23 protein-coding genes and 1 tRNA gene are annotated in these 24450 nt (G+C 71.9%); 11 read left to right on the top strand and 13 right to left on the bottom strand.

Annotated elements, in window-relative coordinates:
* Positions 1-44: 44 nt before the first annotated feature.
* Positions 45-995: a TadA family conjugal transfer-associated ATPase gene (locus tag MHO01S_RS09755; RefSeq protein WP_231735010.1), complete on the bottom strand. Its 951-nt coding sequence runs from the start codon at positions 993-995 to the stop codon at positions 45-47.
* A gap of 178 nt (positions 996-1173) precedes the next feature.
* On the opposite strand from MHO01S_RS09755, the gene MHO01S_RS09760 reads away from it, so the two are divergent.
* The 4 genes from MHO01S_RS09760 (at position 1174) to MHO01S_RS09775 (ending at position 3382) form a co-directional block, all read left to right on the top strand.
* Positions 1174-1521 carry a histone-like nucleoid-structuring protein Lsr2 gene (locus MHO01S_RS09760; protein WP_060959153.1) on the top strand — a complete coding sequence of 116 codons (348 nt, stop codon included), beginning with the start codon at positions 1174-1176 and terminating at the stop codon, positions 1519-1521.
* Between the two features lie 81 nt (positions 1522-1602).
* The gene (locus MHO01S_RS09765; protein WP_060959152.1) at positions 1603-2430 is read left to right on the top strand and encodes a formate/nitrite transporter family protein; all 828 of its coding nucleotides are present in this window, start codon (positions 1603-1605) and stop codon (positions 2428-2430) included.
* Positions 2431-2442: 12 nt separating this feature from the next.
* A tRNA-Leu gene (locus MHO01S_RS09770) sits at positions 2443-2524 on the top strand.
* Positions 2525-2656: 132 nt separating this feature from the next.
* On the top strand, positions 2657-3382 hold the full coding sequence (locus tag MHO01S_RS09775; RefSeq protein ID WP_060959151.1) for a DedA family protein: 726 nt from the start codon (positions 2657-2659) through the stop codon (positions 3380-3382).
* Between the two features lies 1 nt (position 3383).
* Here the strand turns inward: MHO01S_RS09775 and ku are convergent, their stop codons facing one another.
* On the bottom strand, positions 3384-4232 hold the full coding sequence (gene ku / locus MHO01S_RS09780) for a non-homologous end joining protein Ku (RefSeq protein WP_060959150.1): 849 nt from the start codon (positions 4230-4232) through the stop codon (positions 3384-3386).
* Positions 4233-4291: 59 nt separating this feature from the next.
* Between ku and MHO01S_RS09785 the strand changes: the two genes are divergently transcribed.
* Positions 4292-6718 carry an ATP-dependent DNA ligase gene (locus MHO01S_RS09785; protein ID WP_061782223.1) on the top strand — a complete coding sequence of 809 codons (2427 nt, stop codon included), beginning with the start codon at positions 4292-4294 and terminating at the stop codon, positions 6716-6718.
* 2 nt (positions 6719-6720) lie between these two features.
* Here MHO01S_RS09785 and MHO01S_RS09790 read toward each other — a convergent pair whose 3' ends face one another.
* From MHO01S_RS09790 to murI, 5 genes are all read right to left on the bottom strand, one after another.
* Complete coding sequence (locus MHO01S_RS09790) at positions 6721-7473, bottom strand: spermidine/putrescine ABC transporter permease (RefSeq protein WP_255266082.1); 753 nt, start codon at positions 7471-7473, stop codon at positions 6721-6723.
* A 39-nt stretch (positions 7474-7512) separates the two neighbouring features.
* Entirely contained in the window at positions 7513-8430 is a 918-nt protein-coding gene (locus tag MHO01S_RS09795) for a cation diffusion facilitator family transporter (protein WP_060959148.1), read from the bottom strand.
* 65 nt (positions 8431-8495) lie between these two features.
* On the bottom strand, positions 8496-9143 hold the full coding sequence (gene rdgB / locus MHO01S_RS09800; protein ID WP_060959147.1) for an RdgB/HAM1 family non-canonical purine NTP pyrophosphatase: 648 nt from the start codon (positions 9141-9143) through the stop codon (positions 8496-8498).
* Entirely contained in the window at positions 9140-9877 is a 738-nt protein-coding gene (gene rph, locus MHO01S_RS09805; protein ID WP_060959146.1) for a ribonuclease PH, read from the bottom strand. Before rph ends, rdgB begins: the two co-directional genes overlap by 4 nt.
* Positions 9874-10710, bottom strand: coding sequence for a glutamate racemase (murI, locus tag MHO01S_RS09810; RefSeq protein ID WP_060959145.1), 837 nt, complete (start codon positions 10708-10710; stop codon positions 9874-9876). The genes rph and murI overlap by 4 nt, the downstream gene beginning before the upstream one ends.
* A 94-nt stretch (positions 10711-10804) precedes the next feature.
* Between murI and MHO01S_RS09815 the strand changes: the two genes are divergently transcribed.
* Complete coding sequence (locus MHO01S_RS09815; RefSeq protein ID WP_061782225.1) at positions 10805-12139, top strand: nicotinate phosphoribosyltransferase; 1335 nt, start codon at positions 10805-10807, stop codon at positions 12137-12139.
* 28 nt (positions 12140-12167) lie between these two features.
* Here MHO01S_RS09815 and MHO01S_RS09820 read toward each other — a convergent pair whose 3' ends face one another.
* From MHO01S_RS09820 to MHO01S_RS09830, 3 genes are read right to left on the bottom strand one after another with little or no spacing between them, the layout of a single operon-like run.
* The gene (locus tag MHO01S_RS09820; RefSeq protein ID WP_060959143.1) at positions 12168-12443 is read right to left on the bottom strand and encodes a DUF3039 domain-containing protein; all 276 of its coding nucleotides are present in this window, start codon (positions 12441-12443) and stop codon (positions 12168-12170) included.
* A gap of 55 nt (positions 12444-12498) precedes the next feature.
* Positions 12499-14052, bottom strand: a complete 1554-nt coding sequence (locus tag MHO01S_RS09825; protein WP_060959142.1) for a hypothetical protein — start codon at positions 14050-14052, stop codon at positions 12499-12501.
* Positions 14028-15674 (bottom strand): ABC transporter ATP-binding protein, encoded by a 1647-nt coding sequence (locus MHO01S_RS09830; RefSeq protein ID WP_082808066.1) that lies wholly within the window; start codon positions 15672-15674, stop codon positions 14028-14030. The genes MHO01S_RS09825 and MHO01S_RS09830 overlap by 25 nt, the downstream gene beginning before the upstream one ends.
* A gap of 198 nt (positions 15675-15872) precedes the next feature.
* Here MHO01S_RS09830 and MHO01S_RS09835 point away from each other — a divergent pair, with 198 nt between their 5' ends.
* The 4 genes from MHO01S_RS09835 (at position 15873) to MHO01S_RS09850 (ending at position 19187) form a co-directional block, all read left to right on the top strand.
* Complete coding sequence (locus MHO01S_RS09835; RefSeq protein WP_060960196.1) at positions 15873-16565, top strand: phosphocholine cytidylyltransferase family protein; 693 nt, start codon at positions 15873-15875, stop codon at positions 16563-16565.
* Positions 16566-16632: 67 nt separating this feature from the next.
* Positions 16633-17565 (top strand): hypothetical protein, encoded by a 933-nt coding sequence (locus MHO01S_RS09840; protein ID WP_061782226.1) that lies wholly within the window; start codon positions 16633-16635, stop codon positions 17563-17565.
* 69 nt (positions 17566-17634) lie between these two features.
* Positions 17635-17832 (top strand): hypothetical protein, encoded by a 198-nt coding sequence (locus tag MHO01S_RS09845; protein ID WP_101306093.1) that lies wholly within the window; start codon positions 17635-17637, stop codon positions 17830-17832.
* 56 nt (positions 17833-17888) lie between these two features.
* Positions 17889-19187 (top strand): maltokinase N-terminal cap-like domain-containing protein, encoded by a 1299-nt coding sequence (locus MHO01S_RS09850; protein ID WP_061782227.1) that lies wholly within the window; start codon positions 17889-17891, stop codon positions 19185-19187.
* Between the two features lie 6 nt (positions 19188-19193).
* Here MHO01S_RS09850 and MHO01S_RS09855 read toward each other — a convergent pair whose 3' ends face one another.
* Positions 19194-20459, bottom strand: a complete 1266-nt coding sequence (locus MHO01S_RS09855) for a CDP-glycerol glycerophosphotransferase family protein (protein ID WP_060960194.1) — start codon at positions 20457-20459, stop codon at positions 19194-19196.
* Between the two features lie 55 nt (positions 20460-20514).
* Between MHO01S_RS09855 and MHO01S_RS09860 the strand changes: the two genes are divergently transcribed.
* Positions 20515-21606: a glycosyltransferase family 2 protein gene (locus MHO01S_RS09860; protein ID WP_061782228.1), complete on the top strand. Its 1092-nt coding sequence runs from the start codon at positions 20515-20517 to the stop codon at positions 21604-21606.
* Between the two features lie 63 nt (positions 21607-21669).
* On the opposite strand, the gene MHO01S_RS09865 is transcribed toward MHO01S_RS09860, so the two are convergent.
* Both MHO01S_RS09865 and MHO01S_RS09870 read right to left on the bottom strand, forming a co-directional pair.
* Positions 21670-23154, bottom strand: coding sequence for a CDP-glycerol glycerophosphotransferase family protein (locus tag MHO01S_RS09865; protein WP_061782229.1), 1485 nt, complete (start codon positions 23152-23154; stop codon positions 21670-21672).
* Positions 23151-24407, bottom strand: coding sequence for a CDP-glycerol glycerophosphotransferase family protein (locus MHO01S_RS09870; RefSeq protein WP_061782230.1), 1257 nt, complete (start codon positions 24405-24407; stop codon positions 23151-23153). The genes MHO01S_RS09865 and MHO01S_RS09870 overlap by 4 nt, the downstream gene beginning before the upstream one ends.
* Positions 24408-24450 lie beyond the last annotated feature (43 nt).

Genomic DNA, 24450 nt, shown 5'->3' on the forward strand with positions numbered 1-24450 from the left:
AACCAGGCACAAATGAAATCGCGCACCAGAATGATCGCCTCGCTTCATTGGGGTCGGAGCTGCCCCCACTGGGTGGGCGGGCACCGCAGCCAGCCGTGCGCGACGAAACTCCGCACCAAATCAACGATCATGCGATGCGGCGCGCAGTTGCAAGAAATGCAACTCTGCCCGCTTGTGCCCTCCAGACTCGGCTGGCGCCCCTGCAACGCGACGATGTCGGGAGCCGTCACGGCGAGCTCGAAGGTCTCCTCCACGGTGATGATCCGCTGCTCGGGAGCGCACGCGCCGATGAGCGCGGCGAGCAGCGTCGTCTTCCCCGCGTGCGTGGCGCCGGAGACGAGCACGTTGCGACCGCCGGTCATCGCGTCGCGCAACAGGTCGGCCACGCCGAGGGGAAGCGATCCGGCGCGGACGAGATCGTCGAGGGAGCGCCGAGCCGGCAGGAATTTGCGGATGTTCACGGCGAAATGCGCGCGCGTGATATCCGGAATCACGACGTGCAGTCGGCTCCCGTCCGGGAGCGAGGCGTCGACGAACGGCTGGCTGAGATCGACTCGGCGCCCGGTGGCGTGCAGCATCTTCTCGACCACATCGCGCACCGCCTCGTCGGTCAGTCGCATCGCCACGCGCTCGCTTCGCCCCGCTCGGGCCGCGAAGACGGCGCCCGGGCCGTTGATCCAGATCTCCTCGACCTGCGGATCATCCAGGAGCACCTGCAACGGACCGTAGCCGGTGACGCGCGCGAGCACCTCGCGCACCGCCGCGTCCTCGTCGTCGACGAACTCCAGTCCCCGTGCGAGGGCGTAGTCATTGTGGTGTCTCACCTCCGCGGTCGCCAGCTGCGCGGCGCGATCGGGATGCCGCAGCGGGTCGGCCTGCTCATCGCGCAGGCGGTCGCGCACCCGGTCGGCGATCGCGCGCAGCACCATCGTCGACGCCGCCGAGATCGTTCCCTCCGGCGCGACGGACGTGGGGGCGGATGCGGAGGGGGTCATGGCGGCATCCTCACATCGACGAGGGCCGGCGCGCCGAGACTATCCACAGCGCTCCCGCGCCGTCGCGCGGAATGCCGAGGGCGGGCGGCAAGAGAAAAGAAACCCCGCCCTTTACCGTTGCAGCAGAAAAGAAACAACCCTGTCGAAAAACAGGAAAAGGTGCGGTAATCTCTCGGCCATGGCACGCAGAGAAATCAAGACGTATATCGTGGTCGACGATCTCACCGGCGAGGAGATTCCCGAAGAGGACTCCGTCAGCATTCAATTCAGCTACGGCGGGCAGGCGTACGAAATCGATCTGTCGAGGCAGAATGCGACGAAGCTGGATGACTTCCTCGCCCCCTACATCGACAAGGCCCGACGGGTGCGCTCGTTCGGCGCGGCGCCGGCGCGGCGCGCCGCTCCCGCCGCGCGCACGCGCGATCTGGAGGCCGTCCGCGCCTGGGCGCGCTCCAACGGCCACACCGTGAGCACGCGCGGACGAGTGGCGAAGTCCCTGCTCGAGGCGTACGACGCCGCGCACTGATTCCTCCGCCGGCGGGCGGGCGGATCCTCCGCCGCGGCGCCCTGCTTGTGTTGTGGTCTGACCACAGAGTACGATTTCTTCGTGCTCACGATTCCCGAGACCCTTCAGGCGCAGGCCGACGCGGCCGTCCATAAGGCGGACGGCGTCCTCTCCCCCGGGCGTTTCGCCGTTTCCGGCATGCTGGCCGGCGCCTACATCGGAATCGGCGTCGTCCTCATGGTCGCCACCGCCGGCCCCCTCCTGGCAGCGGGCGATGGCCTCGCCAAGCTGGTCGCCGGCGTCGTGTTCGGCGTCGCCCTGACCCTCGTGGTCTTCGCCGGGGCCGACCTGCTCACGAGCGCGATGATGATCCTCCCCCAGGGCGCCCTCATGGGAGCCGTCGGCTGGTGGCGTGCGATCGGCACCATGGCAGCCACCTTCCTCGCCAACCTCGTCGGCGCCCTCCTCTTCGCCGCGCTCATCGTCGCCTCGGGCGTGCTGCACGCCAACGCACCCGCCGGCAAGATGATCGCCGACATGCTCGCCGCCAAGGCGGAGGAAGGCCCCCTGCAGCTGTTCGTCCGCGGCATCCTCTGCAACGTGCTCGTGTGCCTTGCGATCTGGATGTGTGCACGCGTGCGCTCCGACGTCGCAAAGATCCTCCTGATCTTCGCCGCGATCCTCGCTTTCATCAGCTCGGGTTTCGAGCACGTCGTCGCGAACATGACCACGTACGGCATCGGCCTGTTCAGCGGCGACCCGCACTTCACCTGGGGCCTCTTCGCCAACAACATGCTCTGGGTGGGCCTGGGCAACCTCGTCGGCGGCGGGATCGTCGTCGGTCTGGGTTACTGGATCATCGGCGGCCGTCCCCGTCTGGCAGCCGCGTCGACGGTATCCGCTCCGGAGTCGGTCGAGACCACTGGCTAGACTGGTCGCCGCGCGGGAGTGGTGAAATCGGCAGACACGCAGGATTTAGGTTCCTGTGCCTTCGGGCGTGTGGGTTCAAGTCCCACCTTCCGCACGGACGACGTCGCCGCAGAGCGGCCGGTGTGATCAGCCGATTCACCGCAATCACTCGGGAACCGCGCCGGTAGACTGACCGCGACCGCTCCCCTGAGCGACCTTCCACCGCCGATCTACCGACGGGAACCCTGTGCACGCTCTCGCCCTTATCCCCTGGCTCGATCCTGCGGCCATCATCCAGAACGCGGGCCCGTGGGCCCTGCTGGTGGTCTGCTTCATCGTCTTCGCCGAGACGGGTCTGCTCGTCGGCTTCCTGCTCCCCGGCGACACGCTGCTGGTGATCTCGGGCCTGCTGTCGCACTCGACGCCGACGCTGCCTCACGGGATCTTCGGCATCAGCGTCTGGTGGGTGGCGCTGCTGATCGGCCTCGCAGCCTTCGTCGGCGGCGAGCTCGGCTATTACATCGGGCACAAGGGCGGACCCGCCGTGTTCGAACGCAAGGACTCCGGCCTCTTCAGCCGCAAGAACGTCGAGCGCACCAACGCGTTCTTCGAGCGCTACGGCGGCCTCACCGTCATCCTCGCCCGCTTCGTGCCGATCGTCCGGACGTTCGCCCCGGTGGCGGCGGGCGTCGGCCACATGCCATGGCGCAAGTACTCGCTCTACAACCTCATCGGTGCGGTCCTCTGGGGCTTCGGCCTCACGATGTTCGGCTACCTCATCGGCTTCATCCCGCCGGTGGCCACGTTCGTCGAGAACTACATCGACCTCATCCTGCTCGCCGCCGTCGGCGGCACGGCCCTGGTGACCGTGTGGCACTACTTCTCCGAGCGTCGCAAGGTCAAGAAGGAGCAGGCCGCCGGGCTCGCGCCCGAGACCGTCGAGCCTCTCGAGGACGGCACGCCCGCAGCCTGAGTCACGACGCCTTGGTGGCCTTGCCCTTCTTGGGCGGGGCCACCTTCTCGTTCTCCGCACGGGCGGCCCGGCTGCGCTCCACACTGGCCTTCAGCGCCGCCATCAGGTCGATGACCTCGCCCCCGGCATCCTTCTCGGCCTTCTCGCCGAACGTCTCGGACGTATCGAGCGCGTCGCCCTTCTCGAGCTTGGCGTCGATCAGGGTCCGCAGCTCCTGCTGGTACTCGTCGACGAACTGCGCGGGGTCGAAGTCCGACGAGAAGCTCTCCACGAGGGATGCCGACAGCTCGAGCTCCTTGTCGGAGATCTTGACCGGCTCATCCAGCGCCGGGAACGAGGCTTCCCGCACCTCGTCGGCCCAGAGCAGCGTCTGCAGCACGAGGACGTCTCCCCGCACCCGGAGCGCGGCGAGACGCGTCTTCTGGCGCAGGGAGAAGCGCACCACCGCCGTGCGATCGGTCTGCTCGAGGGTCTTGCGCAGGAGCACGTAGGCCTTCGGCGAGGCGGAGTCGGGCTCCAGGTAATAGGGCCGGTCGAGCGTGAGCAGATCGATCTGGTCGCTGGGGACGAACTCGACGACCTCGATCTCGCGACTGCGCTCCGCCGGGAGCGCGGCGAGGTCTTCGGCGGTCAGCACCACGGTGCGGTCGCCGTCGTCGTACGCCTTGTCGATGTCGGCGTAGGGCACCACCTCGCCGTCGAGCTCGCAGATGCGCTGATACCGGATTCGTCCGCCGTCGGCCGCGTGCACCTGATGCAGCGGCACGTCGTGGTCTTCGATGGCCGAGTACACCTTCACCGGCACGTTGACGAGCCCGAAGGTGAGCGCGCCCTTCCAGATCGATCTCATGGGCCCATCAAACCGGCTCCTGCACCGGTTCGCCAGGGGCTGGCCGCTACCCTGGCGCCATGGCACAGGCAGCACAGGTCGTCGAGGTCGGCGGACGACGCCTCCGGCTGAGCAACCTCGACAAGGTGCTGTACCCCGCGACCGGCACCACCAAGGCCGAGGTCATCGACTACTACTCGCGTATCGCTCCGCTCCTGCTCCCCCATCTCGCGGGCCGACCCGTCACGCGGCTGCGGTGGCCCGACGGCACCGGCGAGCCCCCCTTCTTCGCGAAAGACCTGGAGGCCGGCGCACCCGACTGGCTCCGGCGCCGCGCGATCGATCACTCCGGCGGAGCCAAGGACTACCCGCTGATCGACGACGTCGCGGGCCTGGTGTACCTCGCGCAGGTCGCGAGCCTCGAGCTGCACACGCCGCAATGGCGCTTCGACGGCGGCGGCCGCGGATCGCCCGACCGGCTCGTACTCGACCTCGACCCCGGCCCCGGCGTCGGGCTCCCGGAGTGCGCCGAGGTGGCCCGCCGGGCCCGCGGCATCCTGGCGGACATGGGCATGGACCCGCTGCCGGTGACCAGCGGGTCGAAGGGCCTCCACCTGTACGCACCCCTGGACGCGACGCGCACGAGCGACGAGATCTCGGCGTTCGCGCGCGAGCTGGCACGCGCGTTGGAAGCCGACGATCCCGATCTCGTCGTGAGCGCGATGAGCAAGAATGCGCGCCCCGGCAAGGTGTTCGTCGACTGGAGCCAGAACAACGCCGCCAAGACCACGATCGCGCCCTACTCACTCCGCGGACGCGCGGAGCCGACGGTCGCCGCCCCCCGCACCTGGGCCGAGCTCGACGATCCCGACCTGCGGCACCTGCTGTTCGACGAGGTGCTCGCCCGCGCCGCCTCCGACGGCGACCTGCTCGCGCCCCTGGCGCCCGTCGCCCCCGATCCCCTCTCTTCCTACTTGGCGAAGCGCGCCCCCTCCGCCACGCCCGAACCCTTTCCCGCGCCCGCGAACCGACACGCCCTGGCCGAGCCACCACACCCCGGCCCGGCGGGGCATAGCGGCTCGCACGACTCGTGGCGGTTCGTGATCCAGGAGCATCACGCGTCGCGTCTGCACTTCGACCTCCGGTTGGAGCACGACGGGGTGCTCGTCAGCTGGGCCGTGCCGCGCGGCGTCCCGGCGACCCCCGATCGCAACCACCTCGCGGTCATGACCGAGGCGCACCCCCTCGAGTACCTCACCTTCGCCGGCGAGATCCCCGCCGGCGAGTACGGCGCGGGAACGATGACCGTCTGGGACTCCGGCACGTTCACGGTGGAGAAGTGGCGCGACGACGAGGTGATCGCGACCCTCTCCGGCCGGCCGGACGGCCCGCTCGGACGTGTGCGGATCGCCCTGATCCGCACCGCCGGCTCGGGTGAGAAGTCCCAGTGGCTCCTGCACCGCACGAAGGATGCCGCGACGCCGCCGGTCCGCGCCGCGCGCGCCGGGCATCGTGCGCCCGCGCGAACGGCGAGCGGGCCCGACGCCCCGATGCTCGCGGTGTCGACGACGCCGGCGCTCGCCGCGGCGGCCGCGCGAAGGTGGGGCGACCTCCCCTGGGTCGAGTTCAAGTGGGACGGCATCCGCGCCGTCGGCACATGGGACGGCAGCCGCCTGCGGTTGCGAGCGCGCAGCGGCGCCGACATCACCGACCGCTACCCCGAACTCACCTCCGGAGACGTCGGCTTCGGCCCCCGCCCGGCGGTCGTCGACGGCGAGATCGTCGCCCGGGATGCCGCGGGCCGCCCGAGCTTCACGCTGCTGCAGTCGCGCATGCACCTGACCTCGGCGCCGGAGATCGCGCGGGAGGCGCAGCGCATCCCCGTCGACTACTTCCTCTTCGACGTGCTGCGCGTCGGCGACGAGGACGTCACCGGGCGTCCCCTGCGCGAACGCCGCGAGATCCTCGAGACGATCGCGGCCGACGCCATCGCCGCCGTCGCCGTGCCGCCGGTCGCGGACGACGTCTCCGATGCACTGGCGGCCGCCGCGGAGCTGCACCTGGAGGGTGTGGTCGTCAAGGATCCTCGGTCTCCCTACCGTCGCGGAGCCCGATCCGAGGAGTGGCTCAAGGTCAAGCTGACGGCCATGCAGGAGGTCGTGATCGGCGGCATCCGCCCCGGGAAAGGGGGACGGCGCGGCAGTATCGGATCGCTGCTGCTCGGCATCCCCGACGAGGACGGCCTGCACTACGTCGGACGCGTCGGCACCGGATTCGGCGACCGCGAGCTGAGCCGGCTCGCGGCCCTGCTCGAGCCGCTGCGCACCGACTCCTCGCCCCTGCTCGGCGTGCCGGTCGCGGACGCCTCCGATGCGCTGTGGGTGCGGCCGGAGCTCGTCGGCGAAGTGGAGTACGCGGAGTTCACGCCGAGCGGCACCCTGCGCCACGCCCGGTGGCGCGGTCTGCGTCCGGATGTGGATCCCGCAGACGTGCGCCGGGACGACTGAGCTCAGGCCGGCGCGGCGGTCGGACCCTGCGGGTCGGCCGCGAAGACGGCGACGGCGTCCCCGTCCCACACGAACTGCAGCGCGGTGCCCACCGGGAAGGCGGCGCGCAGCTCCTCGGGGCTGTCATCGGCGACGAGCAGCGCGACGGTCGGGTGAAACGGCCCCGCGCCGCAGCCGCTGGTCCCGGACCGCGATCCGTCGGCGGCCGGGACCCGCGGCGTCACGATCAGACACTCGCCCGAGGAGTCCAGCACGTCACGCGCGACGGCGACCACCACGAGCCCGGAGAACGCGTAGGCGGAGCTCTCCTCGGATTCGCCGAACCACGGCATCGCCGCCGGCGGACTGGTCAACGGCTCGTCCAGGCTCGCGACCTGCCGCGCTCCCGTGACCGGTGACACCGGACGCAGCGAGGCCAGACCGAAGACGAGCGCACCCACCACGACGGCCACCACCGCGATCGACGCCGCCCATCCGATCGCCAGCGCACGTCCGATGCGGGGCGGCATCGCCGCGGGCGCTTCCGTCGGGCGGGGAGGCGGCGCGCCGCCGTCCTCCGGGGCGGTCTCGACGGCCGCGCCCGGCGCGGGTCCAGGCGTGGCCGCGGGCGCGGGCGTCACCGCGGCCTGCGTGCGGCGCCGTTCCTCCAGCGCCCGCAGGCGGGCCAGCGCGTCCGGATCGCGCTCGATGTCGGCATCCGGTCCGTACGCGCGCGTGCGCAGCAGGGAGAGTTCGCGGAGATCGGCATCGTCCATGCCCTGCATCGTCGCACAGTCGCCGGGCGGGCTTCGTCGCTACACGTGCGCGTCGTGCTCGCGGTGCCCGGCCGGCTCGAGCTGGAACGTGGAGTGCTCGACATCGAAGTGACGCGACAGGCAGCTCTGCAGACGCGACAGCAGCGCCCCCGCACCACCGGCGTCACCGGCGAGCACGTCGTCCGCGACGACGACGTGCGCGGTGAAGACGGGGGCGCCGCGCGTCAGCTGCCACACGTGCACGTCGTGCACGTCGACGACGCCGGGCTCGCCGAGGATGTGGTCGCGGATGTCCGCCACGGCGGTGCCGTGCGGCGCCCGCTCGCCGAGCACGGAGAAGACCTCGCGCAGGAGTCCGACGGCCCGCGGCAGGATCATCACCGCGATGAGCAGCGAGGCGAGGGCGTCGGCCGGCATCCAGCCCGTCGTCCAGATGACGACGGCCGCGACGATCACGAGCGCCGAGCCGATGAGGTCGCCGAGCACCTCGATGTAGGCGCCGCGCACGTTGATGCTGCGCTTCTGCGCCGCGCTGAGCAGGTACATCGACACGGCGTTGGCGACGAGACCCACCGCGGCCACGAGGAGCATCAGCCCTCCCGCGACCTCGACCTCGGTCGGTCCGATGAGACGCTGGACCGCTTCGACGGCGATCCACACCATGAGGGCGATGAGGATCAGCGCGTTCACGAGGGCGCCGAAGACCTCCGCGCGCTGATAGCCGTAGGTGTTGCGATCGTCGGCCGGTCGCCCGGCCACCGCCGAGGCGATGAGGGCGATCACCAGCGCCGACGAGTCGGTGAACATGTGTGCCGCGTCGGCCAGCAGGGCGAGCGATCCGGTCAGCAGCGCGCCGACGATCTGGACGAGCATCACTCCGGCCGTCAGACACAGCGAGATCGTCAGCAGTCGCCGATTGCTCGAGTCCCGGATGCCGGTGGGTGCGTGATCGTGCATAGAACGAGGCTAAGCCGCGGCGCCGCCCGCGCACCCGCTCGCGCACTAGTCGGGAATGAAAGCGGTTATCGCTCCAGCGCGCTCAGCAGCGGCGCGAGCGCGACGAACGCACGGGCACGGTGCGAGGCCGCGTTCTTCTCCTCCGCCGACAGGTCGGCGGCCGTCCGCCCCTGCTGGTCGTCGGGCAGGAAGATCGGGTCGTAGCCGAACCCGCCGTCGCCGGAGGGCGCCGTCGCGAGCCGGCCCGGCCAGACGCCCTCGACCGTCTCCTCGTGCACGATGCGGCCGTCGGGCCCGGGCACCACGAGGGCGATGGTCGAAACGAACTGGGCCGTCCGGTGCGGGTCGGCGATGTCGGAGAGCTGGTCCAGCAGCAGCTCGAGGTTGGCGCGGGGATCCTTGCGGTGCCCTGCCCAGTACGCGGAGAAGACGCCGGGGGCGCCGCCGAGCACGTCGACGCAGACGCCGGAATCGTCGGCCAGCGCGGGAAGCCCGGTGTGGGCCGCGGCGGCTCGCGCCTTGATGAGCGCGTTCGCAGCGAAGGTGACGCCGTCTTCGATGGGTTCCGGGCCGTCGTAGCCGATGACCTCCAGATCGGGGCGCACGCGCGCGACGATCGCGCCGAACTCCTCCACCTTGTGCGGGTTGTGGGTCGCCAAGACGATACGGCGGGGTCCGGCGTCCGCCGTGGAGGAGTTCGGGACGCCGGTCACGAGGCGAGCACCTCGGTCTGGGCGTCGCGGAGGTCGGTGCAGCCGGCGACGCCGAGCTCGAGCAGGGCGTCGAGCTCGCGCTTGTCGAACGGGGCCCCCTCGGCGGTGCCCTGCACCTCGACGAACAGACCGCGACCGGTGACGACGACGTTCATGTCGGTCTCGGCGCGGACGTCCTCGACGTAGGCCAGGTCGAGCATCGGCTCGCCGTCGATGATGCCCACCGACACGGCGGCGACGGAGTCGAGCAGCACCTTCGCGTTCTTGCCGACGAGACCCTTCGCGCGGCCCCACTCGATCGCATCGGCCAGGGCGACGTAGGCACCGGTGATCGCGGCGGTGCGCGTGCCGCCGTCGGCCTGCAGCACGTCGCAGTCGATGACGATGGTGTTCTCACCGAGCGCCTTGGTGTCGACGACGGCGCGGAGCGCACGGCCGATCAGACGCGAGATCTCGTGGGTGCGCCCGCCGATCTTGCCCTTGACGGCCTCCCGGTCGTTGCGCGAGTTGGTGGCGCGCGGCAGCATCGCGTACTCCGCCGTCACCCACCCCTTGCCCTTGCCGGTCAGCCAGCGGGGCACGCCCCCCGTGAAGGATGCCGTGCACAGCACCTTCGTGCCGCCGAACGAGATCAGGGCGGACCCCTCGGCGTGCGCGCTCCAGCCCCGCTCGATCGTGACGGGGCGGAGCTGGTCGGGCGTGCGTCCGTCGGCGCGGGTGGTGGTCTCGGTCATGGGGTTCCCTTCAGGGGGTCCGGCAGGTCGATGGCGCCCGTCTGCACGAGGCGCACGCTGGAGACGCCGCGGCCCATGAGCCGGTCGGCGAGGCGGAGGAAGTCGTCGGCGGAGTCGCCGGTCGCTTCGTAGGTGTGGGTGGCGACCGCATCCGGACCGGCGAGGAGGTCGCGCGAGACGAGCTGCCGGTAGACGTCCTTCGCGGTCTCGGTGTCGCTCGAGACGAGCGACACCTCGGGCCCCATCACATAGCTGATGGCCCCCTCGAGGAACGGGTAGTGGGTGCAGCCGAGCACGAGCGTGTCGACGCCCGCGTGCCGAAGCGGCGCGAGGTAGTCCTCCGCCACCCGCAGCACCTCGGCCGATCCCGTGACACCAGCCTCGACGAACTCGACGAAACGCGGGCAGGCCTGCGTGAACACCGCCAGCTGCTCGTTGACCCCCAGCATGTCCTGGTACACGCCCGAACCGATGGTGCCGACCGTCCCGATGACGCCGATGCGCCGGTTGCGCGTGGTCGAGATCGCCGTGCGCACCGCCGGGCCGATGACCTCGACGACCGGCACGTCGTAACGCTCCCGCGCGTCGCGCAGGACGGCGGCGGATGCCGTGTTGCAGGCGATAACGAGCATCTTGACGCCCTGCTCCACCAGCGTGTCGAGCACGTCGAGGCTGTACCGGCGGACGTCCGCGATGGGCTTGGGACCGTACGGCGAGTGCGCCGTGTCGCCCAGGTAGAGCACGGATTCGCGCGGAAGGAGCTGCGAGACCGCCCGGGCCACGGTGAGCCCGCCCACCCCGGAGTCGAAGATCCCGATCGGCGCGTCATTCACGATCCTCCACCCTACCCGCCGGTCCCGGGAGGATCTCCGCACGCGGACCCGGCCCGGCGCCCGACGGCCTCGACGGCGTCGCTAGAGTGACGGAATGACCCGCGCCGATGCCCCGTCGTCCGCCCTGCTGACCGACCGGTACGAGCTCACGATGATCGACGCCGCCCTCCGCGACGGGACCGCGTCGCGACCGTGCGTGTTCGAGCTGTTCGGCAGACGCCTGCCGGGTGCGCGCCGCTTCGGCGTGGTGGCGGGCACCGGGCGGCTGCTGCAGCAGCTGCGCGCGTTCCGCTTCGGCGACGACGAGCTGCGCTACCTGCGCGACCACCGGGTGGTCGGCACGCAGACGCTGCGCTTCCTGGAGGATTACCGCTTCACGGGCACCATCCGCGGATACCGCGAGGGCGAGCTCTACTTCCCGGGATCTCCCATCCTCACCGTGGAGGGCTCGTTCGCGGAGGCCGTGGTGCTCGAGACGCTGGCCCTCAGCATCCTGAACCACGACTCCGCCGTCGCGAACGCCGCCGCCCGCATGAGCATCGCCGCCGGCGACCGCCCCCTGGCCGAGATGGGGTCGCGCCGGGCCGCCGAGCGATCGGCCGTCGCCGCCGCGCGCGCCGCCTACATCGCGGGCTTCGGCGCCACGAGCAACCTCGAAGCCGGTCGCGAATGGGGCATCCCCACGATGGGGACGGCCGCACACGCGTGGACCCTCCTCCACGACACCGAGGAGGAGGCCTTCCGCAGCCAGATCGATGCGCTCGGCATCGACACCACGCTGCTCATCGACACCTACGACATCCGCGCCGGCGTCGAGACCGCGGTGCGCGTCGCCGGAACGGGGCTCGGCGGGGTGCGGATCGACTCCGGCGACCTGCCCACCGTCGCAGCGGAGGTGCGCGCGCAGCTGGACGAGCTCGGCGCGACGTCGACGCGGATCACGGTCACGAGCGACCTCGACGAGTTCGCGATCGCGGCGCTGGCGGCATCCCCCGTCGACGCCTACGGGGTGGGCACGTCGGTCGTCACCGGATCGGGCGCTCCGACGGCCGGAATGGTCTACAAGCTGGTCGCACGCCAGGATGCGGCGGGCAGCTGGGTCGCCGTGGCGAAGGCGTCCACCGACAAGGGTTCTCGGGGCGGACGCAAGGCCGCGTTCCGCACCCTGTCGCACGGGACGGCCACCAGCGAGCTCATCGCGGTGTCGGACGGGTTCGACGCCGTGCAGACCTCCGACGACCATCCCGACGCCCGGGCGCTGCAGGTGACGCTCGTGGACCACGGTGAGCCGGATGCCGCGTACGAGGGCTCCGGCGGTGTCGCGCAGGCCCGCGCGCACCACGCCCTGGTGCGCGAAGAGCTGCCGGTGACGGCACTCGCGCTGAGCCGGTCCGACCCGGCGCTGCCCACCGTCTACATCGACGCGTGACAGGAGGCCCGGACCGACGGCGAACGGGTCAGCTCATGAGCGACTCGTAGATCTCCTTGCACGTCGGGCACACCGGGAACTTCTCCGGGTCGCGGCCGGGCGTCCACTTCTTGCCGCAGAGGGCGCGCACCGGCTTTCCCGTCAGGGCCGACTCGAGGATCTTGTCCTTCTTGACGTAGTGGGAGAAGCGCTCGTGGTCGCCGGGCTCGATGTTCTCCTCGCGCAGGAGCTCCTCGAGCTCCCGGTCGAGGGTGGCGACGCCGCCGTCGCCGGGGCCGTCGGGGCTGTCGAGAGGGCTGCTCATGGTGTCCGATTCTATCCGCGCGGCGACCCGCCCGGCCGAGTTCGTCCACAGCGGATCAGGTCGACTCCGCGAACTCCATCAACCGCTCGCCCGTGCGATCGAACACGGCGCCGCCGCCGAGGATGCCGGCGAGCAGCACCACCGCGCCGATGCCGATGCCGCCCCACAACGCGGTCCACGACCACTGTTCGTCCACCGTCAGGGCGAGCCAGGCCCACCACAGCGCCGGAGCCCCGCACGCCAGCGCTCCCAGCATCACGACGCCCTGCGAGAGACCGCCGCCGGTGCGCTGCGGCTGCTGGAACGGACTGTCCCCGGGCCGGGAGACGGCGTAGGGAGCGATGACCGAGGCCAGGGAAGACAGGCCGAGTCCGCTGAGGAAGAGGCCGGCGCACACGCCGATCATCGCCGGGAGCATCGCCCACCGGCCGTGTATCGAGACGGTGACGGGGATCGCGACCGCCAGTACCACGACGCCCACGAGGGAGATCGGGGCGAGCCGCCCGGCCCGGTCGGCCGCACCGCGCACCGCCCCGGCGATGTGCATCCACAGCGCCGTCGAGTCGTACGCGAGGTCGTTGTGCGGCAGCCATCCGAGGAAGAGGGCGATGAGGGGCGCGGGGATGAGCACCGCCATCGACAGCGGCACCCCGACGAGCACGAGCGGCACGATCGTCACGGCCGCGGCCACGGGCACGATGATCATGTTCACCAGGTAGCGCGGGTCGCGGAACCAGTAGATGAGACTCCGTGCGGCGACACCGCCCGCCGGCGTGCCTCCGGTCAGGTCGAACCATCCCAGACCGCGCCGCTCGCGCGTCGAGCCCGGGCGCTCCGTCGTCGTCATCAGGCGCCCGACGACCCAGAACCAGCAGACCGCGAGAAGTGCAACCGTGAGGGCCGCCACGATCGCGGGCCCGAGCAGTCCGCCGTGGACGGCTCGGTGCGGGAGCGCCCAGGCCGCCCCGAACGGCGTCAGCGCCAGGACGTCGACCGCTTCGGTGAGGGCCGACGGGACGCCCTCGGCCCACTGCAGCGACGCGAGGAAGACGACGACGGGCACCACCACCGCGATCACGGCGATGAGGAAGACACCCGTGAGCTCCCGCGACCGTCGCTCATGCAGGAGCCCTCCGATCGCGAGGGCGATCTTGGACAGGAGCAGGCAGGTGAGCACCCCGGCGATCGACGACAACACGACGACAGCCGCGGGCGCTCCGCGCTCAGACCAGAGGGTGGCCATCGCGATCGCGATCGCGATGAGCGCGATCATCGGCACGCTGATCACGCTCGCCAGCAGCGTCGCGGCGGCCGTCGCACGCGGCGAGGCGCCGAGGACGGAGAACCGGCGCGGATCGAGCTGATCGTCCACGCCGCCGATGAGCGCCGTCACCAGGAAGCCGACGGTCAGAGCGGATGCCGCCACCATCGTGACGGCGAAGGCGGCCTCGTCCGACGACGAGCGCAGCCGCAGGGCGCCCGCCCACACGGCGCCGACGGCCAGCGCCACGAGCACGAACCCCACGACCGTTCGCACCGCCTGTCGGCGCTCGCCCCGCAGCGCACCGATCAGCAGATCGAGCCTCAGTCGGAGAACGTGTGCAACCACTCGAGCCCCTCCGCGTCGCTGATGCCGCCCGAGAGCTCGATGAAACGCTCCTCGAGGGTGAGGTCGCCGCGGACCTCGTCCACCGTCCCCTCGGCCAGGACCCGACCTCCGACGATGACGGCCAGGCCGGAGCACACCCGCTCCACGAGCTCCATCCCGTGGCTGGAGAGCACGACCGTCCCCCCGTGGGCCACGTACGCGGAGAGGATGTCGAGGACGACCGCGGAGGACACCGGATCGACCGACTCGAACGGCTCGTCGAGCACCAGCACACGCGGCGAGTGGATCATCGCGCCGGCGAGCATGATCTTCTTCGTCATTCCCGCGGAGTAGTCCGACACGGGCCGCGCCAGGGCGTCGGTCAGGTCGAACGCGCGCGCGAGCTCGGCGCTGCGGCTCTCGACGACCGCGGAGCGCAGTCCCCTCAGCACGCCGTAGTAGTGCAGCAACTGGCGCCCGGTGAGCCGGTCGAACGTGCGGAGCCGGTCGGGGAGGATCCCCATCTGCTGCTTCGCGCGGCGCGGGTCCGCGGCGAGGTCGATGCCGGCGATCGCGATGTCGCCGCTGTCGGGGCGCAGCAGGCCCGCGATCATGGAGAGCGTGGTCGTCTTGCCGGCGCCGTTGGGACCCACGATCCCGTAGAAGGTCCCCGCCGGGATGCGCAGGTCGATCGCGTCCACCGCGACCGTCGCGCCGAACGACTTCGTGACGCCCCGCACGTGCACGGCCGGCGTCGGCGATGCCGCCGCCTCGGACACGGCCTCTTCGCTCGCCACGACGAACACCTCGTCGGCCAGGTCTCCGAAGACCTCCGCCACCGACGGCTCGGGCACCTCTGCCGGGTCGTCTTCCCGCTCCGGTCCGGATGCCGGGGCGAGGTCAGGCTCGAGGTCGGCGGCGTCCGCTTCGGACTCCGCCTCCACAGCCTCCGGCTCTGGCTGCGCCAGCGGTTCCGGCTCCACAGCGTCCGGCTCGGGCTCGGGCTCGGACTCCGCCTCCACCGCCTCGGGCTCCGGCTCCGGCTCTGCGGCATCCGCTTCGGACTCCGCCTCCACCGCCTCGGGCTCCGGGTCCGCGGCATCCGCTTCGGACTCCGCCACAGGCTCAGGCTCTACGGTCTCAGCAGCGGTCTCGGTCTCTGCCACATCCGCGGATTCCGGCTCCGGCTCGACAGCGGACTCGGCGACCTCGGTTTCGGGCTCGGAATGCGGGCGCGCCGGTTCTGCGACGTCCGCCTGCGACTCGACCGCGTCCGGCACCGGGACGTGCTCCTCGGTGTCCGCGGCCGGCTCCTCGACCGTCGGCGCGGTGTCGGAATCGGCGGGCGCGATCACCGAGCGATCGGCCGCGGCGGCCTCGAAGCGCGCCGCGGCGATCTCCGGGGCGATCTCGGGGCGCGGCGGCGTCGCGACCTTCGGCTTCCGCGCGCGCGGCGCACGCTTCGCCGGCGGGCGGCGCGGGCGCGGAGCGGCGGGCGCCGGAGCATCGACGGCGGGCGCCTCGTCGGCATCCGAGGGCGTCCGATCGAGCCGAGCGGCGGCCTCCGCAGCGGCGACCGGGGGCAGCGGCGGCAGGGCGTGCACGCCGTCGTCGTCCTGGGGGATCGGCTGGGGGGCGCTCACCCGACAAACCTAGCAAGCACGCCCGACGATTGCCGCGAGTCGTCCACAGAGCGTGACAATGCGTGCGGTTCGCGGGGCGAAAATGCGACGGATCAGCCACTTCCCGCACCTTCCCAGGTCGAGCCGGTACCATAGCCGAAGCACAAGGAAGTGGCTGAACGCCGAATACTCCGTGAACACTTCCCCGGGAGCACACTCGTGACACTTCAGACCGTCATCCTCGCAGCGGGCATGGGCTCGCGCCTCGGGCGCTCGCTGCCCAAGCCGCTCACCGCACTCAGCGACGGCCGCACCATCATGCAGCAGCAGCACGACAACATCCGCGCCGCCTTCGGATCGGCCGCCCGCATCACGACCGTCGTGGGCTACCGCGCCGAGGCCATCGTCGATGCGTTCCCCGACTCCGAGTACGTCTACAACGAGCGCTACGACCAGACCAACACGTCCAAGAGCCTTCTGCGGGCCCTCCGCGCGACGGGGCGCGCCGGGGTCCTGTGGCTCAACGGCGACGTCGTCTTCGACCCGCGGGTGCTCGGCCGGGCCCGCCCCCTGATCGATGCCGAGCAGTCCTTCGCGACCGTCAACACCTCCTCGGTCAGCGACGAGGAGGTCAAGTACACGGTGTCCTCGGAGGGCTTCATCGCCGAGCTGTCGAAGACCGTCCGCGGCGGCGTGGGTGAAGCGGTCGGGATCAACTACATCTCCGCGGCCGACAAGCGCGCACTGATCGCACAGCTGAGCCGCGTCGACGACCAGGACTACTTCGAGCGCGGGCTCGAGCTCGCCATCGCCGAGAACGGCCTTCTGCTCGAACCGCTCGACATCTCCGACCTCTATGCCGTCGAGGTCGACTTCGCGGAAGATCTGGAACGCGCCAACCAGTTCGTCTGACCGGACGATCGACGACACCCCGACCGCTCAGCCGCCGCTCAGGGGCCGTCCATAGGATCGTGCCGACATGGCCAAGATCCATCGCATCCACTCCCTCCCCGACGACGCGCCGTGGGACGGTGGCCTTCCTCCGGAAGGATCGCCCGAGCACCCGCGCACCGTGCGGGCGCTCGATCGGATGCTGCAGGTCCAGCGCCCGGTCGTGATCGCGCACCTGCGCAGCATCCGTCTACGCCATCCCGAGGCGACGACGGCGCAGATCGTCCGGATGCTGGAGCGGCGCTACCTGGCAGCGGTGACCACCGGCGGCGCCGCCGTCGGCGCGACCGCGGTCGTACCCGGCATCGGGACCGGGGTCACCCTGGCCCTCTCGGGCATCGAGACCGTCGGGTTCCTGGAGGCTACGGCACTGTTCGCCCAGTCGCTCGCCGAGCTGCACGGCATCCGCGTGGACAATCCCGATCGCGCCCGCGCGCTCGTGCTGACGCTGATGCTCGGCCAGGAGGGTGTCGACCTCGTCGCGCAGCTCGGGCGACAGGTCGCCGGCACCGGTGGCTCGCGGACCTCGTACTGGGGCGAGCTCGTGACGAAGTCGCTGCCCCGCGCGGCCGTCGGCCCGCTCGTCGACCGGCTCAAGTCGTCCTTCATCCGGCAGTTCGCGACCAAGGGCAGCGCCTCGGTCATCGGCAAGGCGCTCCCCTTCGGCATCGGTGCGGCCATCGGCGGAACCGGAAACCACCTGCTCGGCCGCCGCGTGGTGGTGGGATCCCACCGCGCGTTCGGTCTGCCGCCCGTCGCGTACCCGGCGGAGCTCGAGCCGCGCCCCGGCACCGAGCGGCTCGAGCGCTCCGCGTTCGGCACGGTCCGGCGCGCCGGCGAGGCGATCGGTGCGGGCGGACGTCGCGCGGCCGGCGCCCTGGGCGCCGCCGCCGGCGCGGTCGGAGCGAAGGCCCGCCGCGGTGGCCGCTCGGCGGCGGACGGCGCTGCCGCGGGAGACTGACGATCGCGTCGCGCGAGACGCGCCCGGCGGGGGCGCCCCCGCGACGCCGGGGTCGCGCACAATGGAGCCATGGGTATCTTCCAGAGTCGTCCCGAAGAGCCGACCGAATGGGGCGGTCTGCCCTCCGAGCCGGTCGATGAGCAGCAGCCCGCGGAGGTGCTGCCGCCCCCGGTCGACGATCTCGGTGTCTTCGGTGCCGCCGGCGTCGCATTCTCCGTGCCGGTGGAGGTCCTGGTCCAGGACGAGGAGTCGACGCCAGAGGACTGACGACGCCTCGGCGCGGCTTTCTCGACACCCGACGGCGCGCTGGCTAGCCTCGACCCATGCAGACGACGCTGAGGCATCTGGCCGCATGGATGCCGCAGCAGAGGTGGTACACCCCGACGGGCGGTGAGCCGCGGCTGCGCGTGCTGGCCGAGCGGCGGCTCTCGAGCTCCGCTCCCGACGTCGACGTGCAGCTGCTGATCGTCGGCGACGGAGACGACGCCGACGCGATCGTGTATCAGGTCCCCCTCGTGTGGCGGCCTCGCACCGGCGAGCCGGGACCGTCCCACACCGTCGGCGTCGACGATGATCGGCTCCTCGTCGACGGCCCCCACGATCCCGCCTTCACGGCGGCGCTGCTCGTCGAGCTGGGTCGCCCCGATCTCGCCGGACCGGCGAGCGTGCTCACGGGCGAGCAGTCGAACACGTCCGTGATCTTCCGGCCCTCCCACGCCGCGCCCGTCATCTGCAAGGTGTTCCGTCGGCTTCATCCGGGCATCAATCCGGACATCGAGCTGCAGTCGGCGCTCGCGGCCGCGGGCTCTGCGCACGTCCCGCCCGTGATCGGTCACCTCGACGGCGAGTGGACGTCGACCGCCCCCGGCGAGCCCGCCGTCCGCGGATCGCTCGCGTTCGCCCAGGAGTTCCTCCCCGATGTCGAGGACGCCTGGCGCGTGGCGCTCGCGGCCGCCGCGGTCAGCGCCGACTTCTCGGCCGAAGCGCAATCGCTGGGACGCGCGACCGCCGATGTCCATCGCGATCTCGCCCACCTGTTCCCGACCCCGCCCGCCGACGCCGATGCGCGGCGCTCGATCGTCGCGGCGTGGCGCCGGCGCCTGTCGATCGCGGTCGCGGAGGTGCCCGCGCTCGGCGCGTTCCACGATGCGGTCGCGCGCATCTACGCGCGCGCCGAGGCCGCGCCCTGGCCGCACCTGCAACGCGTGCACGGCGACTACCACCTCGGCCAGGTCCTGCACTCCCCCACCCGCGGCTGGATGCTCCTCGACTTCGAGGGCGAGCCGATGCGCCCGATCTCCGAACGGCGCGCCCCCGACCTGGCGCTGAGGGACATCGCCGGGATGCTGCGCTCGTTCGACTACGTCGCGGGCTCGCTCCGCCTCCAGCGCGGGCCGCACCAGCTCGACGCCACGGCCGACGCCGCCGCCGACGCGTGGGCGCTCGCCGCCCGCACGAGCTTCCTCACCGGGTACGGCTCCACGTTCGCCGACCCGTCGGGTGCTCTCCTCGACGCGCTCGAGCTCGACAAGGCCGTGTACGAAGCGATCTACGAGGCGCGCCACCGTCCGGCGTGGCTCGCGATACCGCTGGCGGCGGTGGCGCGGCTCGTCACGCGCTGAGCGCGCTCAGCCCTCCACACCGGCCGAAGGCCCGGACGCCGCGTCCGCGCGCGTCGCGGCATCCCACGTCTCCCACCGTCGCATGAGCTCGGCGATGGCGGCCTCGAACCGCGCGGATGCCGCACCCGGCGCCGTGTCGCCGAAGTACCGCTGCACCCACCGCGCGAGACGCGCGGCCGCGTCAGGGTCGTCGAGCACCCGCGTGATGCGGTCGTCGACGTCGGCCGCACCGGCGGCATCCAGCCACTCGGCATCCGACAGATACCCGTTCGTATCGACGTCGGCGGCGGGATCGACCGGGCGCGTGATCAGCAGGGGCTTGCTCGTCGCGAGGCGGTCGTAGACCATCGCGGAGATGTCGACGACGGCGATGTCGGCGGCGAGGAGCTGCCAGCCCAGCTCTCCCCCGGCGTCGACGACGTGCCGGGCCGTCGGATCGGACGCGTTCGCAGCCGTGATGGCGGCCACGATGCGCGCGTTCGCCGCGCCGTACTCCGGGTCGACGACGCCCGAGCGGGGGTGGGGACGGTAGATGAGACGGTACCGGGGCGACGACAGCAGCGCCGCGACGAGGGCCTCCCCGTGGCTGCGGAGAGAGCCGTAACGGGCCGCCGGACGATCGCCCTCCCAGGTCGGCGCGTAGAGCACCACCGTGCGCTCGTCGGGCGCATACGGCGGCTCACCGACGTAGTGATCGGTCTGGGGACGGCCGACGGCGATCGTGCGCCGATCGACGTCGTAGTCCCACAGCGTCCGTGAGAGGCGATCGCGCGCCGCCTCCCCCGCGACCAGGGCGTAGTCGTACGCCTTGAACTGGTTCGTGGTCATGTACATCTTGTCGGACTCGCCGTGGTTGATGAACACGTGCCAGCGGCGACCGTACCGGAACATCTGGAAGTTCCGCGTGTTCTGGTTGACGTAGAGGACCACCCGGATGTCCTGCTGCGCGATGTAGCGCTCGAGGTCGCGCACCTTCGGGACGAACGCGACGGGCAGGGCGTCGTCGGCCAGGAGCGCCCGCGCACCCGTCGCGTGCCGGCTGAGCACCACGACCGGCCACCGCCCGGCGAGGGCGGCCAGCGGCCGATACCACTGACGGATCTGGTACATGTTCACGTCGCCGTCGGCGAAGTACACCGCGATGCGGAAGTGGGCCGGCGGTGCCGGGGGCCGCGCAGCCTGTTCGCGGCGCACCTCCCGCAGTGCCGACCGTCCGTTGGCCACGCGCCGCAGCAGCGAGCGGGCGCGGCGTGCCTCGGAGACGATTCCCATCCCTCCAGCCTACGGCGGCCGCGCCGGTGCGCCCCCGGCATGGGATGATCGTCGGATGCACTCCGTCGCGGCACGTTCCCGGGACGCGCGGGTGCCGTCCCCGGATGCCGGGGTCAGCTTCGTGATGCCCGTGCTCAACGAGCAGGCGTATCTGACCCGCGCCGTCGAGAGCGCGCTCGCCCAGGAGACGGCCGGCCCCAGCGAGGTCATCCTCGCTCTCGGACCGTCCACCGACGCGACCGACGCGATCGCCGCGGAGCTGGCGGCGCGCGACCCGCGGGTACGCCTCATCCGCAACCCGGCCGCCGACATCCCGGTGGGCCTGAACCTCGCCATCCGAGCGGCCCACTACCCGACGATCGTGCGCGTGGACGCGCACTCGGAGCTCGAACCCGGATACGCGCAGCGCGCGCTGGACACCCTGGCGCGGGTGCGTGCGGCCAACGTCGGCGGAGTCATGCGCGCGGACGGCCGCACCGGCTTCCAGCGTGCCGTCGCCCGCGCGTACAACGCCCGTGTGGGCCTCGGCGGCGGCGCCTACCATTCGGGCGGCCGTGCGGGTCCGGCCGAGTCGGCCTATCTCGGCGTGATCCGGCGCGACGTGCTCGACGAGGTCGGGCTGTTCGACGAGACCATCCGCCGCGGGGAGGACTGGGAGCTCAATCTGCGCATCCGACGCGCCGGCTACCGCGTGTGGTTCGATCCCGAGCTGGCCGTCACGTACTGGCCGCGCGAGCGTTGGACGCGACTGGCGCGGCAGTTCCGCTCGACGGGAACCTGGCGCGGCGAGCTCGTGCGCCGATACGGTCGCCGCAACTCGCTGCGCTTCTTCGCGCCGCCCGCCCTGGTGCTCACCACCGTCGCCGCCCTCGTCGTCGGCGTCCTCCAGGCGACGGGCGTCCTCAGCGGCATCCCGGCGCTTGCGGCCTCCGTCGTGTACGCGCCGCTCGCGGCATACGCGCTGGTGGTGGTCGGCTGGGCGCTGAGCCCGGCCGCGGGTCCCGGCATCCGGGAGCGGCTCTGGGGCCTGGTGGTGCTGCCGACCATGCACGTCGCGTGGGGCGTCGGCTTCCTCATCGGTGCCGCTCGCGGCGCGCGCGAGAACATCGACACGTCGCGTCTGGATCGCAACACGCCGCTGCCCTGACACCGCTGCCCCGGAACGCCGCTGCCCTCACGCGACCCGACCCCGCGGCATGCGCCGGCCCGATCAGTCCCGGTCGACGAACCTCTGGTCGAGGATCCGGGCGACGACCCGTTCGGCCGCACGCCCGTCGTCGCGGGCGTTGACGCGGGCGCGCCAGGTCGCATACCGGCCCGCGAACCGCTCCGGCACCGTCTCATCGGCGACCAGGCGCGTCAGCTCCTCCTGGGTCGTCGCCAGAGGCCCGGGCGCGTGCGCCGCGAGATCGAAGTAGAAGCCGCGCAGCCGCCCGCGGTAATGCTCGAGGTCGGGGGTGAAGAAGAAGATCGGCTTGCCGGTGGCGGTGAAATCGAACATCACGGACGAGTAGTCCGTGATGAGCGCATCGGCGATCATCAGCAGCTCGGACGTGTCGGAGTGACCCGTGACGTCGACGACCCGCGGCCCGGGCGCATCGGCGGTGAGGTCCACCCCCGGCAGCAGCGTCCGCGAATGACCGCGCACCAGCACCACCGAACCGGTGGCTTCGGCGAACGCCGGCAGGTCCAGGAAGTCGACGATCTGTTCGCGGTCGTCTCGCCACGTGGGTGCGTAGAGGAGCACGTGTTCCGCGGCGCCGATGCCGAGCAGCGACCGGATCTCCTGCTGCCTGCTCCCGGTGCCTGCCGACAGCTCGTCGTTGCGGGGATACCCCTCCACCCAGATCGGACGACGCAGGAACGCGTAGGCCGCGCGCAGCGTACGCGCGCCGTACTCGTTCTGGGCGAGCAGCACGTCCCAGCGGCGACTCTCGCGCACCACCGCGAGCATCCGCCGCAGGTCGAAGCCCGGTCGGTGCAGGGCGAGGCGCTTGAGGGGCGTGCCGTGCCAGGTCTGCAGCACGCGTTGGCCGGGACGGCGCACGTAGCGTCGCCGCAGCCAGTCGTTGACCACGAGCAGACGCGCCGACGCTCGCGCGCGCCACCACTGCGGGCTGCCCTCGACCACGGCCACCGCACCGTCGGGCACCGCCACCGAGAGGTCGACGACGCTCCAGTAGCGGGTCACCCCGGGAGCCGCACGCGCGAGTTCACGGTCGATCGCCCGCGGATTGCACCCGGCGATGCGCCCGTAGAAGCTCTCGAAGAAGACGGCGTTCTCCAGCTCGCCCCCCGGGCGCGTCGCATATCGGCGCTCGAGAGCGGCCTGCGCTTCGGCCGAGTCGTACGCGGCGTCGATCGGCGGACGCACCGTGAGCGTCCCGTCGCGGAGGGCGACGCGCATCGTCGAGGTCATGGTGTCGGCGATGGATGCCGCGGCCACCTCGCCGGCGTCGGCGCCGTCGAGGCGAAGGCGGTAGTCGCCGGTCGGCAGCGGCAGCTCGCGCTCGCCGCCGCGCGCCGAACGCAGGGGCAGCGCCGCGGTCCACCCCCCGGTGCCGTCGGCGGCGGGACTCCCGTCCACCCGTGCACGCCGACCGGCGAGCACGGCGGCGTCGGGCAGCGTCCCCTCACCCTGCAGGACGAGCTCGGGGCCCGCCTCGGCGTGGCGGATCGACGCGGTGATCGTCATGATCGCCTCTCCGCGGCGAGCGCCGCCTGAATCGCCCGGAACACGCGGGCGCTGCCGCCACCGTCGGCGACGTCGTGCACGCGCGCGCTCAGCGCGCGGGCCGCCGCCACACGCCGCGCGTGCTCGGCGGGATCGGTGAGGACCGCGCGCGTCTGGGCGATCGCCTCGTCCCAGGTCGTGGCGGGGGCCTCCCCCGACACGTCGCGGAAGGTTCCGTAGAAGCCGCGCGTCCGGGCGTAGGCGGCGAGGTCCGGGGTGAGGAAGACCGCGGGCACGGGGACGAGCGCCGCGTCGAAGACGATGGACGAGTAGTCCGTGATCAGCACGTCGATCGCCGGCAGCAGAGGGGTGACCTCGGCGACGAGGTCGGCTCCGAGAAGACGGATACGCTCCCCGGCGTGACGCGCGTAGGCGCCGGCGCCGTGCGGGTGCGACCGGATCAGGAGCACGGCGTCCGACTCGGTCAGCAGGGCGCGAAGGCGATCCGCCTCGGCGGGCGTCGGGACGGCGGGATCGGGGGCGCCGTCGCGCCAGGTCGGCGCGTAGAGGATCAGCCTCGCCGTCCCGAGCGCACCGGTCGCCTCCGCGACGGCGGTGCGGGCGCGCGCACGCCGCTCGTCGGCGTCACCGGCGAAGAGCACATCCGTGCGCGGCTCCCCCGTCACGGGCACACGCGTCGAGGGGAGCCCGAAGGCGGACTCCAGGCGGCCCCGCACGAGCTGGGAGGCGGCGGGCAGCACGCGGATGCGCGACTGCGCGCGGCGGTACGCCGCGGTCACCACCCGTGTGAGGATCCGCTGGACGAGCGCCGGGAGACGGCGGGCGGTCACCTGCATCGTCACGGGTGCGTCCAGTCCCAGACGCTTCAACGGGATGCCGTGCCACAGCTGCACGATCACGCCGCCGGTCGCGGCGTAGCGGTTGACATCGCCGAAGCCGTGGGTGATCACGATGACCCCGGCACGCGCCGTCGCCCAGAACCCGCGCAACGACCCTTTGCGCGTCCACGGGATGCCGCGTGCCTGCGCCTGCAGGTCGTCGCGGACGGAACCGGTCAGCCACACCGCGCGCACGCCCTCGCCGCGCGCGTGCTCCCAGAGCGCCCATGCGCCGTCGCCGACGCCCCACGCGCACCCGAAGACCCACCGGTCGCGCGAGCGCGGGATCAGCAGGGTCGCGAGGCGCCCGCCGACGTACATCGGCACGCGCAGGAGCTTGCGGGCATTGCCGACGCCGAACGAGAAGGACGCCACCCCGCGAGCCTATCGCGGGGTGGCGTCCGAGCCTGAGGGCGTG

The organism is Microbacterium hominis NBRC 15708 (genome assembly GCF_001592125.1).
GTDB classification, from domain to species: Bacteria; Actinomycetota; Actinomycetes; order Actinomycetales; family Microbacteriaceae; genus Microbacterium; species Microbacterium hominis.

Coding starts and splice junctions, on each gene's coding strand:
- MHO01S_RS09755 (WP_231735010.1), bottom strand. CDS start 995: ATGACCCCCTCCGCATCCGCCCCCACGTCCGTCGCGCCGGAGGGAACG.
- MHO01S_RS09760 (WP_060959153.1), top strand. CDS start 1,174: ATGGCACGCAGAGAAATCAAGACGTATATCGTGGTCGACGATCTCACC.
- ku (WP_060959150.1), bottom strand. CDS start 4,232: ATGAGATCGATCTGGAAGGGCGCGCTCACCTTCGGGCTCGTCAACGTG.
- MHO01S_RS09785 (WP_061782223.1), top strand. CDS start 4,292: ATGGCACAGGCAGCACAGGTCGTCGAGGTCGGCGGACGACGCCTCCGG.
- MHO01S_RS09790 (WP_255266082.1), bottom strand. CDS start 7,473: ATGGACGATGCCGATCTCCGCGAACTCTCCCTGCTGCGCACGCGCGCG.
- MHO01S_RS09795 (WP_060959148.1), bottom strand. CDS start 8,430: ATGCACGATCACGCACCCACCGGCATCCGGGACTCGAGCAATCGGCGA.
- rph (WP_060959146.1), bottom strand. CDS start 9,877: ATGACCGAGACCACCACCCGCGCCGACGGACGCACGCCCGACCAGCTC.
- MHO01S_RS09815 (WP_061782225.1), top strand. CDS start 10,805: ATGACCCGCGCCGATGCCCCGTCGTCCGCCCTGCTGACCGACCGGTAC.
- MHO01S_RS09820 (WP_060959143.1), bottom strand. CDS start 12,443: ATGAGCAGCCCTCTCGACAGCCCCGACGGCCCCGGCGACGGCGGCGTC.
- MHO01S_RS09840 (WP_061782226.1), top strand. CDS start 16,633: ATGGCCAAGATCCATCGCATCCACTCCCTCCCCGACGACGCGCCGTGG.
- MHO01S_RS09845 (WP_101306093.1), top strand. CDS start 17,635: ATGGGTATCTTCCAGAGTCGTCCCGAAGAGCCGACCGAATGGGGCGGT.
- MHO01S_RS09850 (WP_061782227.1), top strand. CDS start 17,889: ATGCAGACGACGCTGAGGCATCTGGCCGCATGGATGCCGCAGCAGAGG.
- MHO01S_RS09855 (WP_060960194.1), bottom strand. CDS start 20,459: ATGGGAATCGTCTCCGAGGCACGCCGCGCCCGCTCGCTGCTGCGGCGC.
- MHO01S_RS09860 (WP_061782228.1), top strand. CDS start 20,515: ATGCACTCCGTCGCGGCACGTTCCCGGGACGCGCGGGTGCCGTCCCCG.
- MHO01S_RS09865 (WP_061782229.1), bottom strand. CDS start 23,154: ATGACGATCACCGCGTCGATCCGCCACGCCGAGGCGGGCCCCGAGCTC.